4 protein-coding genes are annotated in these 20,170 nt (G+C 45.4%); 1 reads left to right on the forward strand and 3 read right to left on the reverse strand.

The window, feature by feature from the left end; translation table 11 throughout:
* Window positions 1-93 precede the first annotated feature (93 nt).
* A complete protein-coding gene (locus H0W44_05775) occupies window positions 94-282 on the forward strand; it encodes a hypothetical protein (GenBank protein MBA3581947.1) in 189 nt (62 codons plus the stop codon).
* Window positions 283-796: 514 nt separating this feature from the next.
* Here H0W44_05775 and H0W44_05780 read toward each other — a convergent pair.
* The 3 genes from H0W44_05780 to H0W44_05790 all read right to left on the reverse strand — a co-directional run.
* On the reverse strand, window positions 797-6,019 hold the full coding sequence (locus tag H0W44_05780) for an OmpA family protein (GenBank protein ID MBA3581948.1): 5,223 nt from the start codon (window positions 6,017-6,019) through the stop codon (window positions 797-799).
* Complete coding sequence (locus tag H0W44_05785; GenBank protein ID MBA3581949.1) at window positions 6,019-18,543, reverse strand: DUF11 domain-containing protein; 12,525 nt, start codon at window positions 18,541-18,543, stop codon at window positions 6,019-6,021. Before H0W44_05785 ends, H0W44_05780 begins: the two co-directional genes overlap by 1 nt.
* Window positions 18,544-18,872: 329 nt before the next feature.
* Window positions 18,873-20,170: hypothetical protein (locus tag H0W44_05790; GenBank protein ID MBA3581950.1), on the reverse strand; the 1,298-nt coding region annotated here is incomplete at its 5' end.

Genomic DNA, 20,170 nt, shown 5'->3' on the forward strand with positions numbered 1-20,170 from the left:
TCCTTTTTTAAAAACAAAACGTTTTAAGCAGAGCATCTTTTTTTAAATGCAAAAACGTTTCGCTCGTCGCTGCGCGACTACAGCGAGTAACTTTTGATTGCCATGGATGGCATGAATGGCATGAATGGCATGAATGGCATGAATGGCATGAATGGCATGAATGCAGATTTTGCAGGAGCAAAAATCTGCTGTCGTAACAAAAAGTCACCAAAAAATACTCTCCCCAATGTCTCGCTGCGCGTCAACACCACGCGCAGTTCCCTCGTATTGCTCACCGTGTAACGGGTCGTCCCGACGCGACGTCCTTGTCGCGGCGGGACTAAAACAAACTTCCTGTTTGTTTTACCCGACACGTCTTACAATACTCGGCGAGCCATGAGGGGAATATTTCTTCGTTTTAACTTACGAAATGAATAAACACCTTCAAAAATTAAAAATCTTTTTGCGCTTAATCGAAGGAATAAAACCCGTTATGGCACGCCGAGTAATATTTAAAGGCTAGCGACACCTGAACAGGGATGTTCAGGTGAGCCGAGCCGCGATAGGACATCGCGTCTTGGCGACGCGTCAGCCTTTAAAGATGACGAGGAAATACTTGAATGGAATAACATCCCATTCAAGTACGTGACATCGGGGAGCGTTTCTTTGGTTACTTTCTTGTCGCGACAAGAAAGTAACCGCCCGCCGGTGCGCAACCGGCTAATAAAATGCTTTTATAGAAAATACATTTTATGACGATAAGCAGATTTTTAATAAACAAGAATACGTATACGCGGAGCTGAAGAATTAATAAAAACTAGAACTTACCAATCGCATTAATAAAGAACCCTTTACTGTCATAGTCCAAGTCAGTCAGGTCATCAGAAAAATCAGTAAAGTTATAACCCGCGCCCAGTTTCATATTAGCGGTGGCGTGCCAATATAAGGCGGTTAAATAACCGCTGCGTACGTCTTGTGCTGCTTCCACTTCTAATGAGCGTGCTTCTATTAACCAATCCCAGCTGCGCAGTACATGCCAATCAACTCGCGCAACATATAGCGATGCGTTGCTTTCAAAGAAAACTGGATTTTCACGATCCAACGCTACTTCACCATTTCGATAAGCGTATTTACCACCAACAGACCAACGTGTGGTTAAGTCATAGGTACTGTCCACTGATAACACGTTGCTGCGTTGTAGAAAATCGATATTCGTGCCTTGTGGATTCACTTGTTCGATTGAAGGTGTATTTTCAAAGAAGGTAAATTTAAATAAGGTATTCCAGCGATCATTGGTGACTGGACGATGCGCAAAGCCGGTAACAAATTCTTGGAAGTTGCCGTCGTAGAAAGTGCCGTTAGAACTTTTACTATCTGCGCGATTGTATTTCATTAACAAACGCCAGCTTGGATCTAGCTGCAAGTTAAAATTATTTTTATACAAAATGGTTTCACGCGTTTGTGAATTAGAGACATCTTCGCGATATTCAATCGCACCTGCGTAATTAATCTCTTCACGTCCTAAACCTACATTAAAGCCATATGCGCTACGATCAATCACTTCATAAGTAACAGGATCTTCTAATGAGCCCCATTCAATGGAGCCGCCTATAGTCCAATCATCTGCGGGCGCCAAGGTAACACCGTAAGCATGAGTTAGGCCGGTAGGAACATCGCCAAACGCATAACGTTCTTCACCATATACGCTAACGTTATCGGTGTAGCGCGTTCTAAAACCTGCGGTGGTATTACCATTTTTTGCACGCTGGCCTGTATCACTGCGTTCATTTTGCAAACCATAGGCAAGATATAAATTAGTGCGATCGGTCATTAAATAGTCTAAGCCTACACGTGCACCGGTACCGCCATCACCTGCGGAAACTTCTCCATCTAAACCTAAACGATCGGTGATTTGATACGAACCACCTACGCCATTGCGGTTGTTATCAGGGCGACTGCCCGTGGTTTCAATCGTGAATTGTGTAAAGCCATACAAGGTCCAGTCTTGCAAGGAATCATAAGTAGCGCGTAATTGTAAATCGGTGCGCTTGCCTTCTACTTGATCACTAGAAACAACGATGGAAGTATCTTCGCGTTCATCTGAGCGTAAGCCGCCTGATAATTTCCAATTGTCAGTTAATTTATAATCGAGATTAACTTCAGTGGCCTGTAAACTTAAACCCGTTTCACGTTCCAAATTATCGTATTTAGTGTACATATTCCAACGTGCTGTTAATGGCATGTACACGGTAAAGCCTTGTTGACTTACATCGGTTGAAGTTCCTAAACCTAATGATGAGAAACCTGCTTCACGTTCTTGAATATAAAACGTGCTGCGACCACGCCACTTTTTACGTAAGTCAGTTAAATTGGCCGCGCCTTCAAGACGATAAGCGTTCGCGCCTATTTCACCGATGCCGCCATTATCTAATTCATTAAAACCAAAACCGCCGTCGATAGAACCATAACGACCCGCAGATTCACCAATCGAATCAGCATTTTCATATTTTAAATAAGTGCCTATCGCTTTACGCACCGTAAAATCATAACCGCTGAGTTCATAACGATCATCAATCATTTGTTGTTTATTAGTTGATACACCTACTTGCACATTATCGTTTATCCAATGCGCGATACGACCACCACGATCGGTGTCCTTTAAATCGTCAAAGCCTGGGGTATATTCATAACGCACTACCATGTATACAGGATTGCCGCCATTTGAATCGGTTTGTACCAAGGTGTCATCGGCAGCCGATGTAGATAATGGCCGCGTTAACATGATGCGGCCTTGAATATAGTTAACGCTGTAATCTTGTTCCGGAACTAAATAACGCACCGAACGCACAATGCCAGAATCTTTGTCACGTACTTCTACGCGCAATCGTTCTGAACCAGGATTAATATCTTGATAACGTAAGAAATATAAAGAACCGCCCGTGCCACGGAATTCTTCATGGCCGGCGACGGTGCCAGGTTGCGCATAAAACATATCGACGTCAGTTTTATTATCACCAAACTTTGTAGTTTTTGGACTTTCATAATGACCATAAAAACCATACAAAGACCGATCAATGCGCGCTAAATCTGTGTCATTAATTTCTGCTTCAAAATTACCAAACATCGCGAAGGATTCATTTTTCGCCACTTTCATATAAAGCTTGCCGCTAGTAGGCGCGTCATCAATTACCGTACTGTCATCACCGTAGGTTGGATAATAACTATCTGCATCCATACGACGCCATAAAGCATCGGGCTGTTTGTCGAGCACACCCTTAGTTAAAGTATCAAACTCACCTTCGCGGGTATCCAAACTAGCGGTGTAAATATAATCACTCGCGGTTTTTATTTTGGTGTAAAACGCTAAACGGCCATCAACATAAATATCGTCGCGGTCTTCGATACTTTCTGCTGCCAGCGCATCAAAATCATTTGGGGAACTAACGTTCGTGCCATCATCATAAGATGTGCTATCAGTCGCCAATAATTCAGCAGGACCATTTACTTTGGTTTTGCTAACGGTTACATCTGCGATACCAACATAATAATATTCAGTTTCTTTAAATTCTAAATCGCGCAAATAAATATTACCTGCGCCTTTTTCATTAAAGATGGCAACTTCTGCAGTGTGCATGCCCGGCGGTATAATTCGTTCTGTAACAAATTGGCCTTGTTCATTCACTGGGACTTTTTGATTCATGACCCACACATCGTGCGCGGCTGGAATATTTTCACCGTAAACAATCACGGTGCCGCCTTCTAACGGGATGTGCCGCACGGCAATGCGGGTTTCACCGTAACCCACTAATGATTCTTTTTCAGTATCAACTTGATCAATATCGCTGTGCTTGCGATGTAATACCCACAAAGGTTTAGCTTGTGTTTCATCAAACCGGCCACGTGCATCGTAAACACGTAACACATAGCGTAATTCTAATTTTGGACCTTGATGCGGTTCAAGTTTTGGTATTTGTAGCCATTGACCGTTACCTTCTTTATCTAAAGGTACAATTACTAACGGCGTATCCAATAAAGATTGCTGCGGGCCAAACACACGTACTTCAGATTTATCAATGAACGCAGAATAATTGGTGTAGCCATTAAAGTTAACGCTGTTTTCCATGGCTTCGGTACCCGGGTCATCCCAATAAGTCACTACCGAAGGTTCTGCATGTACATTTAATTTTGGATCACGTTTGATGCCGTCATATTGGAAATGTAATTGAGCGCGATCTAATGCCAAATCTGTACAACGTTGCACATCGGCCGTATGCCGACCATTGCCGTCGATAGGTTTGCCGTCGATAGTGACGCGAATGGGATGCAGCGCATAAGGTGTAACGGCAGGTTCTTCATGTTGCACACGAATGATTTCAATACTTGAGTCAATTTTTGCTTTGGCTTCTTCGTCGTAATAAAACTCTAATTCAACTCGCGCATCTTCTGGACGCACCACGGTTTCTTCACTACCCTCACCACTTGCAGCGGTGAGCAAACTAAAATTCTTTTGGGCAAACGGTGAGGTATCAACTTCGTTTAACGGTTGCACAAAACCTTTGCCTTCAGTAGAAACTTGTTCTTCCGTTAACGACAATTCTTTTTGTACAAATTCGCGCACTCGGACCGCGCGCGTTTCTGATAATTTTACGTGATCGCCATACACCATGGCTTCGCGACGGGACATGCGCTCATTACTCGTGTGTCCCACTAAATGAATGCGCACATTTGCTTTTTTCGATAAATCTTTTAACACGCGCTGAATTTGACGCGTGAAATTCACGGGATACGCAGGCTGACCATTAACAAATGGCACGATGATTTTGTTGTTGTCATCCCGCACACTGACATTTTCCGCTTGGCTATCACCCGGACATGCTTGTGGCTCACTTATATCTTTAGCATCTAAATCATCATGCCAGATTTCAATTTCAACACGTCGATTTAACGCACGGCCTGCGCTAGTGCTGTTATCAGACACAGGTTCAATATCACCTTTGCCAACAAACTGCACATCGTTATAACCCATACCTAAAGCATCGCGAAGTTGTTGCGCTACATGTTGCGCGATCGCTTTTGATAAACCCGTTTTATCATTGTAAATACGCTCGGCCGCACCATCTAATGGTTGATTATCCGTATGACCAACAACGCGAATCGAGATGTTCGGCATATTGCTTAATTCTTTTAAAACATCACGCAACCGTTTTATAAAACCTTCTGGCAATTCTGGTTGAATGCCGGTATATCGAATCGGCGGCACTGTATTTTCAACTTGAACGCGATCGAATTTGCCGACTTGGCGTTTATAAATACAACGCTCCACCACTTGGCAGACGCGCACTTGGCGCAATTTAGTATCAATCACTTTTTGTTCAACTTCACGTTCACGAACTTCGTCGTGCCAAAACTCAACTTCCACACGACGATTAAGCGCACGTCCTGCGGACGTCACATTAGAACTCAACGGTTCGAGATCGCCGCGGCCATCGTAAGCAACTGCTTCGGGCGGCAAACCTAACTCACGCTGAAAATATTCCGCTACCATCGCTGCACGTGCACGCGATAGTCCTGCGTTATCGCCATATTCCGTTTTAAGTTTACCGGCTAACTTTTGATTATCGGTATGGCCGACGAAATTCAAACGCACATTGCGCTTCTCACTCATTTTAGCGAGCGCATTCCGTATGGCTTCTAGATACTCGGGCGGAATATCCGTTTTACCTAAAGCAAAACGAATCGGCTGTATAAGATTTTTGGTTTTAACGGTTTCAAATTCTTCTACCGTTTTTTTCTCGAACTTAACTTTTTCGTCTTCCGCTTGTTTAAATTGTTCTTTATCAACTTCCCACGCAGTGGGTTTATTAATAGGAAATAATTGTTCGGTATTCGCTGAATAATCTTCGCCTAACTCTAGTGGGTGAGCGCGTACCGTACCGGGCACATCGGACGATGCATCCGCAAATACATTACAGGCAAAACCCAGCATCACAACACTGACGCTGCTGAGCAAACTAGTGCGAATGTGATTAAAGGCACGCATTAAGGATTTACCGCCTTACCGCGTCGCCAGAACACTTCTTCTTCGATTTGCAATTGATAACAGCAATTCAAATCTTTCCAACGTTGCGCGATTAACTCTTTAATCACTTGCAAACGTTGCATGGCTAAACGTTCGCTTTCAATATCACCTAAATAACTTAAACGTAAAATCGCTGGCGAGGTTTTTAATTGTTTGAGCAAATCATCCATGACATAACGCCAGTGCGCGTCAATTACCGTTTTGCCTTTTTCAAATGCGGCATCACTAATATCTAAACGCACCACACGATGCACGGTGGCACCGAAATTAAATTTCACTGCTTTACCGCGTGTTACGCGTTCCACTAAAGGATTATCCGTGGTCATGCGATAACCGGCAGGCAAGCTATGTTCATCTACTTTTAAAATAAAGTTAGAACCGCGATCTGGATTAGGCACTTCGGCGCACACTAAATGATAACGACCGTATTTATCGGTAGTGATAACTAAACCACGTGCCGTGGTAACCCGCACACCGGCTAAGCCAACTTCACCTTCATCTTGAATGCCATTGAAGTTTTTATCATCAAACACTTTGCCGATGATGTCGGTGCAATCAAACAATGGATCAGGAATCACACGCACCGTCGCAGTAGCAACGAGTGAGACTGCAACGTCAACATCACCATACGTATCAAGATTGATCAAATTATTAATATAAGCTTGTGCACGGTTGGTGTATTCGCCTTCACTAACGCCCGCACCCACTACTAATAAGAAACGAATTTCTATGGTTTGACGGCCGCGTAAGGTAATGCCGCTCCAACTTAATAATGGCCGCGCCCAATGTTCTAAACGTTGATTTGGATCACGACGTTTATCTGCATCAAAGTTCGCAAACGCAGCCGCACTGTTAGTAACAGGCTCAACTGGCAAACCATCTACTTGCGCTGAACCCGCCACATACTTAAAGCCTAACGGCAGATAGTCACGAATTTGCATGCCACTTAAATCATAAGTCGCAGGGTTATAAACTGTAATGGTGTAAGGCACTAACTGGCCACGAACAACATTCGTTAACGGACTGGTTTTAGTAATTTGCACTGCGCCCAATCGTGCTGGATCTAATGGCACATGATGATGAGTTAACACGTCACCAGCAGCAGCCAGATTAATATCATCAAAATAACGTGTGCCTATGCCAGGCTGAATCGCCGAACTTGGCGCATCCGCTTGTACTTGTGGATCGCAATAACCCGCTGGCACTGGCAGCGTATCAACATTGCTGGCACCGGCAGTACAGCTACTCACTTGTAAAGTCGTGGGTTCAGGAGGAATCACGCCTGATGGTGTACGTTGAATCCAATCCGGGCCTAACGGCGGATTTACTTGTAAAACATAATTCGCGCCGCCTGCAGGACAGTTCGGATTCGCGTAATTAACTTCAATGCTATAAAAACCATTCGGGCCAGTAGCTTGGCCTTGTTGTGAACTCAAGTGCGCCGGCGTATCAAAACAACCGGTTAATGGCGCGCCGTTATCGCGATTTAAACGGATTGTTGCGCCAGCTACCGCTTCACGCGTGACAGAGTTATAAACCACTCCCATAGGATCAACAGGCAAGTTTTCATTCACCACATTGCCACCCGCAGTGGGTGCAATATTCGTAATCAACATACGACCTAAAGTACCCGTACCCGCTACTTCGGTTGGATTGCCTATATAAGGAATAGGCGGCTGAATATCGGCCACGCCCAACACCACCGGATTTTGCGGATAGCGGAACGTAATGCTGTAAGGTCCGCCGGGTGGTAAGCCGTTAAATGCGTATTCGCCCAAGGTATTCGTCATCGCCGTCGCGATGGGTGTTGAACCACCGGTAGGATTGGGTGCGGGATCATTAAAGTACACCGCCACTTCCCAACCGCTTAAACGACGATCACTTTCAGTTTGCAAATTCAAACGATTGTCATGATCGATGTCATGCCAAACACGGCCAGATAAATTACTCACACCCGGCGCACCGCCAACATCAACGACTGCGCTATCCGATTGCGGAGAACCCGTACCCGTCCACGTTACCGTACCGGTATTCGAAACCGCATCACCAATAATCGCCGTCGCATTAATTTGTGCACGGAAACTAACTAAGAAATATTCACCTGCTGGCAGGCGACCATACGCACTGGAATAATTCGCCGTTACCGTGCTGCCAACTACACTGACACCGGCGGTTGCGCCGTTCAAACGCGCAGAACCCGCAACGTAACTGGTATTGATTGGTAAGGTATCCGTCACAACGACATTATTCGCATCGACACTGCTGGTATTTTCTACGCGAATCACATATTCCAATTCGCCACCTGCGGTAGCCGTGCCGCCATTAACAATATTCACGCCTTTGCTAATTGCTAAACGCGCATTACCACCCACTTCAACAACAGTCGCTTGACGACCATTGCTGCTATTACCATCCGCATCAGTAGCAATATCCGGTAATTGATTTGAAGCAACACTGCCTTGGTTACTAATAATCGCACCGACTGCTGCCGCGCCGTTAACATCGACATCAAAGGTAATAGTTGCAGACGCACCCGCCGCTAATGCACCAACCGCGACACCACCATTCACCAGTTCTAATTGCGAACCTGCAGCATCTGCAACGGGCGCAGCATTTAATGTGGTGCTATTCACAACATACGTGACATTTGCAATTGCGCTAATAGCATCAAACACAACGACGCCAGTAGCCGGTAAATTACCGTGGTTATAAACAACGATGCTGTAACGCAAGCGTTCACTCGGATCAATTTCACCATCGCTATCAGTGTCGATTAGCAACTGTACCGTTTTTACTGCATCAACAATCGGCGCACTACCTAACACATCTTGCGTAGGATCATAACTAGCCGGTGTTGCTGGATCATCTGTTAATACCGGTGTCATGGCTAAACCATGAATCGCACCTAAACCAGTGACAACACCTTGATTCGAAATCACGGCACCGTTAACCAAATTTGCATTCACAGTTACACGGAAACGAATCACCGCTGAATTTATCGGATTCGCTAAAGGATCTGCTGGCATTGAACCCGCAACACCGACACTGGCGGGACGAATCAATATGCCATTGCTGACCGCACTGCTGCCAGCAACATCTGCAACCGCTACACCATTTAATGTTGTGCTATTCGCAACGTAAGTAGTATTCGCAGGAATTTGATCGCTGAACGTAACGTTCACCGCGTCTTCATTCGAAATATTATTCGCGACAATCACGTATTCCAGCACATCACCCGACACCAATACCGCCGGATCACCGCTTAAATCATTGGATACTTTGATTACAACAAAACCCGCATTCTGACTTAAGTTAATGGTCGGAATGTTAGTATTAATTGTGGTGAAACCTGGAGCATCGAGTTGTGCTTGAGTACGCACCGTCGCAGCATTCAAGATTGCGGGCTGAATCGTCGTATCAAACGTAATCGTTTGTGTAACGCCCGCCGGAATATTAATCGCACTAATATCAACTAAGCCCGCCGCATTCGCGCCGCCATTCGCAATTGAATTATCAGTGCCGCTGGTGGTTGTTACATTATTCAAACCATTCGCAACAAAATAACCCGGCGGTACGTTTAACAATTCTAAGTTATCAATAACTTGCGCCGCGTTTGCAGCTGCTGCACCGGTATTTTCAATCGTGATGGTGTAACGAATTTGATCACCTGGCGCACCATTTACATTCACCGCTGGAATCGCCGCCGGGTTTTGCGTAATGTTTTGTACTAAAGCAATAACCGATAACACCGGCGCTAAAGTATTAACCGTGTGCTCATCTTCAAACACATCGCCGCCATCATCGACAACACCCGCAGTAGGATATTGCGCAACACCCGGCGGTACTACACCACCATCCGTATCTAAACTAAACCACGCAGAGGCACCCGCGACGTTGGTTAAATTAATATTGTTACCGGTATTTAAATCGAGCATCGCTTCGTAACGCACGCGCAATGCTTCGCCCACATCAATCAACGCATTCGTGCTACCGGCATCATCAGGAATTAATACAAACGTTAATTGGCAAGTAACGCCATCCCAATTACGGGTGTAATCAACGCCGAGAGTTAATGTGCGTAACACGGTGGGTGGACCAGGCGTGATAGTGCTAGCAGTAACAACATCTAAAATCGGCGCAGAAATGGTGATGGGGTTGGTGTCGCACATACCACCGCCAACAATTTGCGGCAAAATATCTAACACCGTGACATCCCACGCGGGTGCAGTGCCGATATTTTCTAAATAAATCGTAAAGGTTTCTGGCGTAGCAGGACTCATGGTTACCGGACCAATTTTAGTACCTTGTATATCAGGCGCTAAAACAGTGAACGGACCTACTAACGGTGCGGTAACGGTTACTGTCGTGCCATCTTCACCATTGCGGAAACGTGCTTCAGCCGCGTTTTGTAATGTATCGCCAGGCCCTGCTTGCGCGGTATCCACACGTGCGTAGTAATCAATAATAATGCGCGGATTAATCGCACCAAACGTAGGATCACGTTCGCTTTGCGTTACGACTTGTGCAAAATTCCAACTGACAATGTTAATGGCGCCATCGGTTGCAGAAAAACCGGCAAGCGCAGCTTCAACATCGGCAGGCGTTGCAAAGCCTGCAACAGCAGCACCATTAATACTCGTAATACCTTGGAAGGTATAAACCACATCAAAGGTGGCATTGTTTTCTAAAACAAAACTGCTAGTGCCGGCATTTAAATTATCGTTAACCACTAAATTGTTAGTCACGCCTTCCGGCAAATTAACTTGTACTTGGAAGTGTTTACGCGAACCCAACGTTACCGTAGGGCCTGGTGTTAAATCTGTTTTGCTAATCGTTAACGATGGCAATGTTTGGGAAGCACTGGCCTGCGCTTCGTAATCATTTAATGCGCTTGCCGCATTCGGAATCGCACCAATACGACGACCATTATTCGCGCCATCTGAACCAATCGTGTTGCTTGAATTTAGGGTGGGAATGGTATTTGGCAATGATGCATAAGCAACTTCAACGGTGTTATCTAACACTTCTAATGGTTGCACTACTGCATCAGCAGTTACTTGGAAGCCAAACGTAAACGTCGTTGCGGGGGGCAACGGTGCGTTGAATACAAAAATCGGCGCATTCGCAGTGGTTAAATCCACACTGCTCGGTGCATTCGGTCCTACTGTGCTGCCTATTACATAACTTAAATTCGTACCCAGCGCGGTTAAATCATCTTGCACACGTAAGGCATAAGCAGGTGCAGTGCCGGTGTTTTGTACCGTCACCGTAACATTCATGCGATCAGTTGCATCTACGCTGAGTGCGGGTGCAACTAAGGTCATTACTTTCGTTGCACTCACTTGCGGCTCTTGAATAGTTAAACGTGCTTCACCAATCGGAATGTTAACCGTCGTGCCGCTTAAATCATCGTAAGTAACAAATACATTCGTGGCTGCACCGCCGTTCGCAATAATCGCCGCATTCTGATTACCCACCGTATTTAATACACGCGCAATAAAGCGTGCTTCGAAAGCATAATCCTGCGGTCCGCCGCCAGTGCCTTGCAATACCTGATTACCAAAATTCCAACTCACACTGGTCGCATTACACGTGACAGCTGCGAACACACCACCCGGTGTAAAACCAGGATCCGTGCCGGGAAAGGTTGGCAACGTAATAGGCTGCGCTTCTATACATTGCATGCCTGCGGGTAAATTATCGACGACAGTAAAATTACGCAGCGTTGACAACGGCACGGTAAACTCTAATTTCACTTCGACTTCTTCACCAATCACCGCATTGTCATCAACACAAGGCGAAGCACAAACACCCACGACTAAACCTGCATCACGACGCGCAGTATCAGTAAATTCTTTTGAGCCCGGATTAACCGTAATGTTGTAAACCGTGATATCGGCTTGACTGGTATTTGTATTGTAAGTACGAGCGCCACCTGCCGTACCATTTGCACCTTGAGGTGCAGACTGCGCACCACTGGCGCCTATTAAGCTGTCGTAAGTACCACTCGCAACGTTAGTCATTTGTTGCGTCGGTAATACGGACGTTGCTAATTGTGCGCGGTAATATAAATTCACCGTGACGCCAGGATTAATTCGCTGCAATGCGGTGCTAGTAGTAGGCAAGAAATCAATTTCGGCAGGTGTGCCGTTTTCTAATATCAAATCATTAACAACAATTTCATTAGCTTCATCGACGACGCTGTCGCCATCATTATCTAAGCCATCGGTTACAGGATTAGCTGGCGCAATTTGATCTAAAGCATCTAAGACATCTTCAATAGTCACATCGTACGCCGGCGCATTCGCTACACCGCCGGTAGTGGCAGCATTAGTCACACGAATGCGATATATAAAGCGATCATCCGAATCGCCTTCTGCGGTCAACGCAAACGGTGTGCAGTTCGCACCTGAATTCGCGGGGTTATTCCCAATCGAAATAGATTCGTTACACACTTCTTTCAAAATCGTAACGCTAGGCTCGCGAATCCTTAAATTGTTTTGGCGCAATGCATCCGGCGGATAACCTGCCGAAGTTTCAGTAAACGAAATAGTTTGCCCGCTTACCGTGAAGAACACATCAAAACGCGCATTGGCTTCATCAGTAATTATTGCTGCATGTTGATTCGGTGCAGCAGAATTATTTAGCGGATCGTTTAAATTACGATAACGAATATCCGCAACAAAGTTTTCTACACTATCAGAACTAGCGGGACTAATATTATTCAGCGTCCAACGTAAACCCGTTTCTTGCAACGCCGTCGGTGCGGCGGGGACTTGCGTATTAATAGTAGCCGCAGCAGTGCTATTAGAATAATCCGCGCTGATATAACCTTGTCCATCAATCGCTTGATCAAACGGCACGCTCACGTCAGCCGATGTACCTTCATAAATTTGCGCATTACGAATTTCGATATTGCCGAAACCAGGTGTGGCAAAACCAAACCACTGCGCTTGTACACGATGCGTACAATCTTCACCTATCCAAACATCGGTATTGTGTGGGCCTGGTAATGCGGGTGGTACTGTCGGTGCACCATCGGCTGAATCGGCTTCACTACAGCCGCGTAAACTTTTCCATAAATTAAAACCGATAATACGCGCGAGAATATTATCGTAGGAATAACGCGGGAAGCCGGCTTGCGCTGCACCCAACGTAGTGGTTAAACCATTAAATTGTTGAGTGTTTGCTAACACATCTGCACGGAATGTTAGATCACCGGTTGTAGCTGCTAAATTCCGTTGAATAACATACCGAAAAGTATCACTGCCACCAGGCGGCATTGGATTTTGATCTATACAACGCCATAGTTGTGCATTCGCATTCACAACCGGCGGTGGCAATGTTGCAAACACCGCTGCTTTCGCGGCACCTACAATGGCAGTACAGGTTCCACCAAAACCACCTGTTGTATTTGCACTATTGACGGTAATAGCTTCACCCGCGGTAATGTACAAATCAAAATTCGCCGCATCGTGTCCGCCATTATTTTGAATGCGCACATCCATCGTTAAGGTCGCAGCAGGATCACTCAAAATATAAAATAAATTCGGATCAGCCGGATTAATGTTCACATCCATATCTTCCGGATTAACCGTCACAACTTGTGCAGCAGGATTATTAGTAAACGCTGGCGTTGCAATTGGGCAAGTATCATCAAACGCTAAAAATAAATCGCTGGTATAAACACCGGCGTAATTAGGATCGGTAGCAGTCCCGGGGGTTTCTGTGCGAACTTCAGGATTCGCCACATTATCAAACGGTGCAACACGAATAATGCCTAACGTTAAAACAATACGATCACCATGGCGCAATAAATTAACTTGGTTAACAGTTCCGCTAGTGCTACTGGTGAATGTAAAAATAGGTAGTGTTGCCGTACCCGTAATCGCACAGGTATTTACTTTGCCGCGATAGTTTGGATTGCCATAGGCGGCAGTTACCGTCATACGATTAGTGCAATTCGGATACGTACTGAAATAAGTAGGATCTACTTGATAATTAGTCGGCAGCAAATCATTCAGCACTAAATCCCGAATCGTGCCGCCACTGTTATTCACGATAGTAAGGGTGATAATACCTTTAGTACCAATCGGCTGAGCGGTATTTGTACCGGTTGTCGTTTGTGTAATTAGTACTTGGGTCGGATCAACTGCGGTACTCAAAGTGGCATTATCATTATCATCAACCGTGCCTGGCACACCTGCACTGCCTGCTGACACACGTGTTGCAGCACCGCCTTGACAACCCCACTCAACATCGCTGCTATTGACTGGATTGGTACATAAATTTTGAATGGTACCTACATAAAAAATACTCGCCGTTACACCGCGACTAATATCAATCGGATCGCTATTACCAGGATTACCAAACGGATCTTGGACGTTGTAACTACTGGTATAAGCGATACAACTTGCATGCACTGCACCGCCTAAACCATCTAAGAAATTCGCCGTTGCGGTTGCTGCTGCTTCCGTTGGACACATCCATTGCAAAGTAAAATTAGTAGCGTTGGTGGTGATGGTGTCGTTAATTAACATGTCTTCTAAATCAGCCGAACTGATGCTGTTGCTATTCGCAACATTCACGCGCCACACCACGATGTCATCAGTACCGCCGTAAACCGGCGAAGTGTATTGCGTGGCATCTTGTAATGCTGAAATGTTGCGACCTTGTTTAGTGAGTGTCGGCAACGGTTGACGCAACGGTACTTGGAAAATACTGCTAATGGTTTCCGATTCATCTAACGCGGGTGTACTCGGATCATCCGGATCACCGCAAAATAATTCGTAATCGCCAGTCGCTTGAATATTACGCGTCGCGGTTAATAAATTAATTGGATCGGCTGCTGATGAACGCACACGAAAACGTAAAACAAATTCAGAAGGGATACCCGTAATATCAGAAAACAAACGGGTAAATGGATTCGCTGCACCAAATGCGGCGGCCGCTTGCGCGGATGTCCACGTTAACACTGAGCCTGCAATTGACGGATTATTAATTGCAACTGGCGCACCCGCGCCTTCTACTTGCACAGTTGAACTACCTGGCACATATTCCAAACCGGAACCCGTCAAACTTTCGGAAATAATTAAGTTATATAAATTAATAGCTCCGGCATTGCGTACCACTAATTCAACTGTACCTTCGCGGCATAATTCGCAATAACTCGTTGACCGATGCAACAACTCTAAACTAACCGGCGGAAATACTACGTTAGGACCATTACGAGCAACCAACACGCCACCGGTTGCACAAGCGTTGCGCACGGTTGCAATGTTTGGATTACCAATATTGCAACCACCGCCTTGCGGCAATGACATAGTGATATCGAATTCTTGTGATGCACCTGATGCAATACTGAGGTTATTCCACGTTAAGGTTTGGCCTGCAATGCTAGGCCCCGGAATCGCAGGATTACTGGTTGCACCCACCGGTGAGAACGGTGCGGGAACATCATTCGTAAATACTGCATTCGTTAATGCGCCAGCGCCCGTGTTAGTCACTTTAACGCGCCACGTGTAATTGCTGGTGTCGGCTAACAACATATTCGGCGGGAAAAATTCGATATCTAATACTGCACCTGATGATGCGGGTGTAACGGTAAATGTGTAACGCGCATCGTTCGTCGCCGCATTATAGTCACGATCATTTTCAGCAGCGCCAATATCCGGTGATGTGTGTTTACTATCGAACTGCACATAACCCGTTAATGTACGTGACGCAGAATTTAATAAGGTGACGGGGAAACTAATGGTGTTATTGCCATTAATATTTTGTGTAATGGTAGTGGTATTAATCGCGACATCACCACCAGCAAAATTATAGGTTTTAGCTAAGCCGCTTAAATTACCAGTGCCACCATAAGTAAAACTTGCTGCACTATTTGGCAATGTATAGTTTGCATTGTTATCAATAAACACACGCAAATTATCAGCACTTAATCCTGCTGCTGGCCCCGTTAACGCGACCGTTGCAGTTGCAGGACCGCAGACGTCCACTAAACCGCCGCCGTTATCAACAATATTGGCAGCAATGGTGATGTCCGCACGCTCTAAATCAAAATTTAAACCTTGCGTGAAATCACTGCCGCCACTACAGCTCGCAGGACCACCAGCAACATTTAAAGTTACGCGTTCCGTGCGATTACCAATGTTAACTTCATTGGTAGGATTACCCGTGCTTGCTGCTGTCAAATTACCTTCAGGTGCCGTCACAGTGTAAGCAATGATTAAACGATAATCTTGCATATTTGCATCGCCGATTTCGCCAGCGATAAAACTTAAATCAATACTCATCGCACCGGCGCCGTTACCACCAACTACTTCGCCCGCATTTAAATTGCGATTGATTAACACAGCATTCGTGTTGATATTGATCACTTGTAAACGCACACCCACTGTTGCGCCAGCAGGATCTACTAACTCTAACGGTGCACCCGGTAAACCACCCGCACCCGTACCCATTTCCGCATCAAATGATGTACCACTCCAACCACCACCAAACGGTGCAGCAAAATCATAGGTTGCTGTGTAAGTTATATGTTCGCCTTCGTTCGTTTCATTGCCGCTAACGCCATCGGTATCAGGTCGACCGGTTTCAAATGGCCCTGCTGATATTGCAAAATTTTGCACCGCAGTATTCACCGGGCTTTCGTTTAACACTAAAGCCGCGCCTGCCGTATCGTTAATCGGACACGTACCGCTGTTGTAAACTAATGTCGCATTGTTATTAATGGTTGCAGGTGCTGTTTGCGGTGGAATTAAACCAGTGCACTGCGTACCAAAATTAATCGTAATGCTTGGAACAGGTGTTAAATCTTCGCGGTCACCGCGCCATTCAATAACATCGCCCGCATCTAATCCATTAATTGGACCGACAGTAATAACTGCGCCGCCATTAATACGAATTTGTGTGCCAGCAGGAATAGTAGGAATCGTTCCACCCACAACACCGGCGGGCAAGGTATCAGTAACAGTCCATTCATTATTGTTAGCGGTATTACCATCGGTTGGTAAATTTGTAATGTTAGTGCCGGTAATGTTGATCGTATACACACCGGGCTGACCTACGTTAGTAACACCGGGCGCAACACCTTTGTTAATCGCTAATGTCGGAACACTTGCCGCATTCACCGTCCATGTGGACGAACGTGTGGGCGTAGCAAACGTCGGCGTGCCGCAGGTGTTTTCGTAACTCGGTGTCCAATTGAAAGTGCCGTTCGTAGCTGCGCCGCAAATGCTATCGGGCGTAATCGTGAATGTTAATGTTGACGTGCTACCTGCATTAATAAATTCATCACCAGTTCCTGCAACACCATCAACACCACGATAAGTAAAAGTATCAGTGCCGTTAAATAACCATTGTGCCGATACTGCGCTGACAGGAATACCGGCAAGACCTGCGGCAGTAAATGAAATATCTTTTGCGCGACCAGTACCCGTATTCGTAACTACAAAACTAACCACCGCAGAACCACCAAAATTAAACGCAACGTTCGGTGGTGTATAACTTAAAAAAGGATCATCTAAATCGAATTGTAAAAGATCAAAACTGCTGCCCGTATTACCTAAACGATCCGTTGCATTCACATCGTTACGCAACTCAGGGCATTGCGTTGCATTCAACGGCACATTGACTTGCGCGCTATAACGCAAAGTTTGTGTACTGCCCGGTGTTAAATAAGTAATCGTGTAATTATTACCCGGTACTTGCAAACCAATAGGACCGATTTGTGGATTCGTTAAATTTGCATTGGGCGAATCAACTACTTGAATTTGAAACGCACCGCCGGTACCGGTGTTCGCAATATCAATATCCCATTGCGTGATATCGCCTTGCTCATAACCATCCGGTGGATTTGCAATGCCGGTTTTTAAAATAACAATATCACCGGCGCGTACTTCTACCGGTTGATTCGTTGATCCAGTTTGTTGTGTGCTGTTATCGTTATCAACTTCGTTGTAACGATGATTGAACGCAATATTATAGCTACCCGAACTTACAAAAGGCCCCGTCGTTGCAGTAGTTAAACCCACCACAAACGTAAAGCGACAACCTTGCGCGGGTAAATTTGTATTCGCAGGAATATTAAAGGTAACGGTAGTGCCCACTTGAGTTGCAGTGAAGCCCGTAGGTACAACACAAGCAATAGCAGACGGTAAATTATTATCGGTGGCGGTAACCGTGTTAGACGATAAACGAAAACCGGTGGGCAATGTTGCCGTTAAACCAAAATCAAACGCGCGATCGTTATTAACATCAGCGCCAGTGTTTTGAATTTGAACCGTAAAACGATCACCTGTTGTATTACTAACTTCGGCACTACCATTCCACACACCACCCGAATCCATATAAGCATTCGCACGCGCAGCATCGGCTGATGTGAACTGCGTCGTCACATTGATAACGGGTAAAGCCGAGACAATAAAAGGCCAACACGTCAGCGCCATCAGCGCAACAACACGTGTGAAACCTTTACTCAATCGAACATCCCTGTCTTTCGTTAACGTGAACGAAAGCATTCAATAAGCTAGCTCCGATATCTCCAAGGAAAGAACCCATCATCCCACTGACGAGCTATGTACTACTCCGCACTAAAACACAGCGAGGGTCGTGAATCTTAAACTAGTTAACTACATTTAGGCCATAACTATTTGTTTTAGATAACAAAACAGCGAAAAGATAAACTGTCATATTTGCGTTGCTTTAAGCCGATATGGCAAGCTTTAACCATGATTAAAAACCTCTAAAAACATTCTGACCTTAAAGATTTGTACAACAAGCTATTGATTCACAAATAAATTGCTAGAAATTACGGACAATCCCCAGAAGCAAAATTCCAATAATTTTGCGAAATATTATGACAAGTACCGCATTTATTGGGACACCCACCACTCTTACTTCCCGGGTGGCCTGGGCTCGCTCTGTAATTCGTAAAATTAGTCGACGTTAAACGGTAATCCGTACCAAAATCCGTAAACACTGTTTCCCAACGATGGTCAGTAGGTGACAAATGGCAGTTCTGACAAGCACTGGCAGCAGTATTAACCTGCGCATGATCGGCGCAAGTACGATCTGTATCTTTCGCGTCATAACCATTTACTGTTCCACCATCTACGCAATTCTGGCGCCAAGTTGCCACGCCTGTACCTGCATCACTTGAATTATGACAACTATGACAATGCGTGCCGTCATTAACAGTAATATGACCTTCTGGAGTATCCCAGTTTCGGTTACTCCAACCATTACTATGGCTATTGTTGTAATGACAGTTATGACATAGCGCGACTGTACCACTGCCTATCACTTTGGCATGTTTAAACGGTGTGTAATAACTTCCCCAGTTCGTGCGACTGGTATGACAATCGCCACAAGCATCACTGCCACTTACAATGCTAACTCTTGGATGCGTCCCTGTATCACTGCAATCACCTAAACCACCGCTACACAAAGTACCTGTAATAATATCTGCGCTCCACGTTTGACCGCTGTAGTGACAATCCACACAAGCATCATTCAAAGGAAGTGCTGGAGTACTACTATTAGTACTAGCTTGAGCATGATCCATGCAGTCAGCATTCCCATCAGAATCACTCGGACAGTTATTTTTCCAACCCGCTGCGCCAGTTGAACTGGAGTTTTTGTTATGGCAATACTGACAATTATTTGAGGTATTAGGATGTATTGTTGTGGTTGGATTTTTATAACGTTGTACATACGTCGGTGACTTGCTTGAGGTATGACACGTCACACACGTTTTAGACGCAACCGTGGTATCCGTATGATCCATACAATCGTAGTTATCAGTGTCGGTGCAATTACCCATCCAATTGCCTGACATATAACCATGACAGTTCTGACAATTAGCCGTCGTCATATCGCTTTGACTGCTACCCCCTACATGATCGGTCGGACGCTTACGACTATGCGAGTCAGCATCATTGTGGCAACCGCTATCACTACAACCACTGGTCACACCAGCATGATTAAAACCTGCACCGGTCCAGTCGGTGTATTTAACGGGTGTATGGCAGGTATCGCATTCGGCACTGGTGATCGGATGGCCTACTTTGTCCGCTTTGGTCATCGCTAATGCATGCGCCCCACTGT

Source organism: Gammaproteobacteria bacterium, assembly GCA_013817245.1.
Classification (GTDB): Bacteria; Pseudomonadota; Gammaproteobacteria; order HTCC5015; family HTCC5015; genus JACDDA01.